This window comes from Streptomyces sp. NPDC059853 (assembly GCF_042731495.1).
Taxonomy (GTDB): domain Bacteria; phylum Actinomycetota; class Actinomycetes; order Streptomycetales; family Streptomycetaceae; genus Streptomyces.
Genome location: NZ_JBHWJL010000397.1, coordinates 1 through 3,859 on the forward strand (window position 1 = coordinate 1; position 3,859 = coordinate 3,859).

General features: G+C 71.6%; 5 protein-coding genes. 3 read left to right on the plus strand and 2 right to left on the minus strand.

Features of this window, described 5'->3' with window-relative positions; translation table 11 throughout:
• Positions 1 to 757 (minus strand): DUF885 family protein (locus ACFV5N_RS25585; protein WP_385604240.1); only part of this gene is annotated, 757 nt, incomplete at its 3' end.
• A gap of 432 nt (positions 758 to 1,189) precedes the next feature.
• Between ACFV5N_RS25585 and ACFV5N_RS25590 the strand changes: the two genes are divergently transcribed.
• Positions 1,190 to 1,612, plus strand: a complete 423-nt coding sequence (locus ACFV5N_RS25590; RefSeq protein ID WP_385604242.1) for a VOC family protein — start codon at positions 1,190 to 1,192, stop codon at positions 1,610 to 1,612.
• 23 nt (positions 1,613 to 1,635) lie between these two features.
• Here ACFV5N_RS25590 and ACFV5N_RS25595 read toward each other — a convergent pair whose 3' ends face one another.
• On the minus strand, positions 1,636 to 2,232 hold the full coding sequence (locus ACFV5N_RS25595; RefSeq protein WP_385604245.1) for a TetR/AcrR family transcriptional regulator: 597 nt from the start codon (positions 2,230 to 2,232) through the stop codon (positions 1,636 to 1,638).
• Positions 2,233 to 2,355: 123 nt separating this feature from the next.
• Between ACFV5N_RS25595 and ACFV5N_RS25600 the strand changes: the two genes are divergently transcribed.
• A complete protein-coding gene (locus tag ACFV5N_RS25600) occupies positions 2,356 to 3,210 on the plus strand; it encodes an alpha/beta hydrolase (RefSeq protein ID WP_385604248.1) in 855 nt (284 codons plus the stop codon).
• A 340-nt stretch (positions 3,211 to 3,550) separates the two neighbouring features.
• Entirely contained in the window at positions 3,551 to 3,799 is a 249-nt protein-coding gene (locus ACFV5N_RS25605; RefSeq protein ID WP_385604250.1) for a DUF6186 family protein, read from the plus strand.
• The last annotated feature ends 60 nt before the right edge of the window (positions 3,800 to 3,859 follow it).

A 3,859-nucleotide genomic window follows, 5' to 3' on the forward strand; every position in this document is an offset into this window, starting at 1 on the left:
CCGCCAGATCCAGGTCGGAGCCGGTCCAGCGGCGCGCCGAGAGCAGATAGCGCTCACGGCCGACCGCGTCCGGGGTGCCGGCCACCGCCGGGAGGTAGCTCTCGGCGAGATACGCGCGTAGCTCGGACAAACCGGCGGTGGCGACATCGGCGGAGGCGGCGAGTTCGGCGCGCTGGGCCTCGGGGCCACCGGCCGCGAAGGTGCGGTACCAGTCGGCGTCCAGCCAGGCGTCCAGCTGTTCGACGACGGTCTCCACCTGGCGCGGCGCCGCGTTCAGGCCGCGGGCGCTGCCGGCGCGCAGCGAGTCGGCGTAACCGCGCAGCGCGGCCGGGACGTTACGGAGCCGGCGGCCGATGACGGCCCAGTCCTCGTCGGTGGCGGTGGGCATCAGCAGGAAGACGGACCGCTGCTGCTGCACCGGGGAGAAGAGGTTGCTGACCTGGCGGAGGTTCTCGCCCGCCTCCTCCAGGGCGAGGGAGGCGCCGAGCCGTTCCCGCAGCAGCCGGGCCGCGCGCCGCTCGTCCACGTTGCCGGGCTCGCCCGACGCGTCCAGCCGGGCCAGGGTGGCGCGTTCGACGGCGGCGAGTGCCGCGGAGCCGTCCGGGGAGTAGTCCGGAAACCCGTCCGCACCGGGGCTGAGACCGAACAGGGTGCCGACCACGGGGTTGAGCTCGGCGAGCTGGTCGACGTAATCGTCGGCGATCCGGCGCGGCGTGCCGGGGAGGGGAGCGGAGGGGGAGGAGCCAGAGCGCTGCATCGTGCCATCCTCTTCGACATGGGGGACACCGGGGAGGAACCCCCGTTCGATGAAGGGGGCGCCTCGGCCGCAACCGTACGGTGGCGGCAGTGCCGGCGCTGTTGGGCCCCGCGACGGGTGGGTCCAAGGGCTGCGCCGGCGACCGCCTGTCCGCCCCCGCCCTCCCCCCGGTCCCCCTGAAACCCCGGGGCCGCACCCGCTGACCCGGCCTTTTCACAACCGGAAGCTCGCACGGCACAGCACCGTCCGCGCTCGGCGCCGGAGTGCGGACGCGCCGGGTACGGCCGACGGGCGGTGGCCGGACCCGGGGCCGGCCTTCTGCGGCGGGGTTCACCAGTCCGAGGGCTGACCTTCCTGAGAGGGCGCCAGCTACGGTCCTGCACAGAACCACCCCCAACACCATGCCCAGCCGCCCCGAACGGAGCCCACACGATGGCCGCCCGCACCCCGGCCCCACCCAACGGATCGCTCCACCACGTCGAGATCTGGGTCCCCAGCCTCACCCGCGCCACCCGTGAATGGAGCCGGCTCCTCGAAACCCTCGGCTACACCCTCCATCAGGACTGGCCCGGCGGAAAGAGCTGGCGCCTCGGCCACACCTACCTCGTCTTCGAACAATCACCCGCCCTCACCGGGACCCGCCACGACCGCTGCGCCCCCGGACTCAACCACCTCGCCTTCCATGCCGGCACCCGTCACGAGGTCGACCTCCTCACCGGCGAAGCCCTCGCCGCCGGCTGGACCCTGCTGTTCCCCGACCGCCATCCCCACGCCGGCGGCCCCCAGCAGTACGCCGCGTACCTGGAGAACACCGACGGCTTCGAGATCGAACTGATCGCCTCCACCGACTCCTGACGGGCCACCGGCACAACGGCCGGTCAGGGCTCCGGAGCTGTCCGTGGGGCGGATCGGCCCTCCCGCAGGCGCAGGATCAGGGTGAGCGCGTTCTCCGAGCGGGTCCCAGGAGTCAGGACTTCCTGCAGCAGGAGGCCGCGCATCGCGGCGACGGTGACGGTGGCCACCTCCCGCGCTTCCTTCGTGCCGAGTCCTTCGCGTTCCGCGAGTGAGGTCAGCATCGCGGTCAGGTCGTCGAGCGAGTCCACGAACTCGCGGAAGTCGTCGGGGCGGTACACGGCCAGTCCGGCGACGTAGAAGAAGCCGCGGATACGGGACAACTGCTCCGGCCTGCTGTAGGCGCGCCAGATGGCCACGACGAAATCGTCGTAGGTGCCCTGCCGGGCGGTCTCCAGAAGTGCCTCGTTGTCGCGGGAGCGCTGCGCCGTGAGCATGGCGGCCAGGACGCCGGAGAGCGAGCCGAAGTGGTAGCGCAGCAGGGCGTGGCTGGACTCGATCCGGGCGGCGATCTCACGCAGCGACATCTCCGGCGGGGGGAGGGCCTCGCCGAAGGCGTCGAGAAGCCGTGCCAGGAGTCGTTCGCGTGCGCTGCCCTTGCGTTCGGGGTTTGACAGGGTCACCCCTACAGTTTATCCATTGGAAAAGAACGGATGGGCACAGCCGGCTCGTGGACCCGGCACTGTTCCCCGCCCCACCGGCGCCGGCCCCGTCAGCCGGGCCGGCCTGATCGTGAAGGACCTCAGATGAGCACCATGTGGCAGGGTTGCCTCGCCGACACCGACTACTTCGAGACGCGCTCCAGCAGCGGACGCGACTACGGCGTCTGGGTCACCACGCCGCCGCAGTACGACCCCACCGTGGCGGACACCCCCGTCGTGTACGTGCTCGACGCCAACTGGACCGTGGGCATGACCGCCCCCCTCATCGTCACGCAACTGGACCCCATGCAGGCGATCCGGCCCTACGTCCAGGTCAGCGTGGGGTACGCGGGCGAGGAAGCGGAGCACTGGGAGCGGCTGCGCAACCGTGACCTCGTGCCCCCCGGCGAGCCCATCGCCGAGGAGTTCGTCGACGCGGTGGAGTCGAGGGTCGGAACGGGCACGATGACGCGCGAGCAGGCCGCCGCCTACCTCGCCGAACTGCGCGACACCCGCGGGGATCTGTTCCTGGACTTCCTCACCGACGATCTGCACCCGCGGATCGAACGCGACTACGGCACGGCCCGAGACGGTCACGGCCTCTTCGGCTACTCCTACGGCGGACTCTTCAGCCTCTACGCCTGGCTCACCAGGAGCACCTTCTTCGAGAGCATCGGCGCGGGCAGCCCGGGCATCGTCTCCGAGGACAGCCAGGTCTTCGCCCTTCTCCGGGCCATGGGGGACACCCTGCCCGCCACCAAGCTCCACCTGACCTTCAACGAGCAGGAGTTCCTCGGCGACATGGCGGTCTACCAGAACCTCGCGAAGAACACCGCCACCTTCCTCCACCACCTCACCTCCCGTGACGGGTCCGTCACCAGCGCGCTCCTGCGCGAAACGCACGTGACCGGCCTCCAGGCGTCGTTCCTCAGCTACCTCAGGACCTGCCGGGCCCAGTAGGGCCGGACACCGCGGGCGGGCCGGCGGCGGCACAGACCGTCAACTCGTCGGTCCGCACGGGGCTGGTCGCCGCGCGCGTGCTGCGCAGGGTTTTCACGAGGCGGCACCGCGGCATCCCCGCACGCCGCCCCGCGAGTGATCGCGGGGGCGGACACCGGCCGACCGGCCCGCCGCCGCCACCGGCGGCCCCCTCGTCCTCGTCCTGGCGCCGCGCGCGACGGTTTCGGATCCGGCGGACGGGCGGCGTGTACGGCGGTGGCGGTGCGCCCCGGCCGTACGTCGCACGGATGACCGTACGTCGGTTCCGTCCCGGCACCGGCCGGTGCGTGATCATCGCTGCATGGATGACCTGCCGCAGCATGCGCAGATCGGCTATCTGGTGTGGGCGGTCCTCTTCGCCTGCCTGTTCGCCTGGGAGGCCATCGGACTGCTCCATCCGACCGACGCCTTCCCCACGCTCAGCCAGACCCTCAAGGCGGTGATGCGCTACCAGTTCGGCCGGTGGGCGCTGTTCACCGCCTGGCTCTGGTTCGGGTGGCACGCCTTCGTCCAGGGATGGCACTTCCTGCTCCGCGGCCCCGTCGCCTGAGCACCGGGATGGCCGACACCCTCGCCGTCGTCACCGTCTGCGTCGTCTACGAGCTGGTGA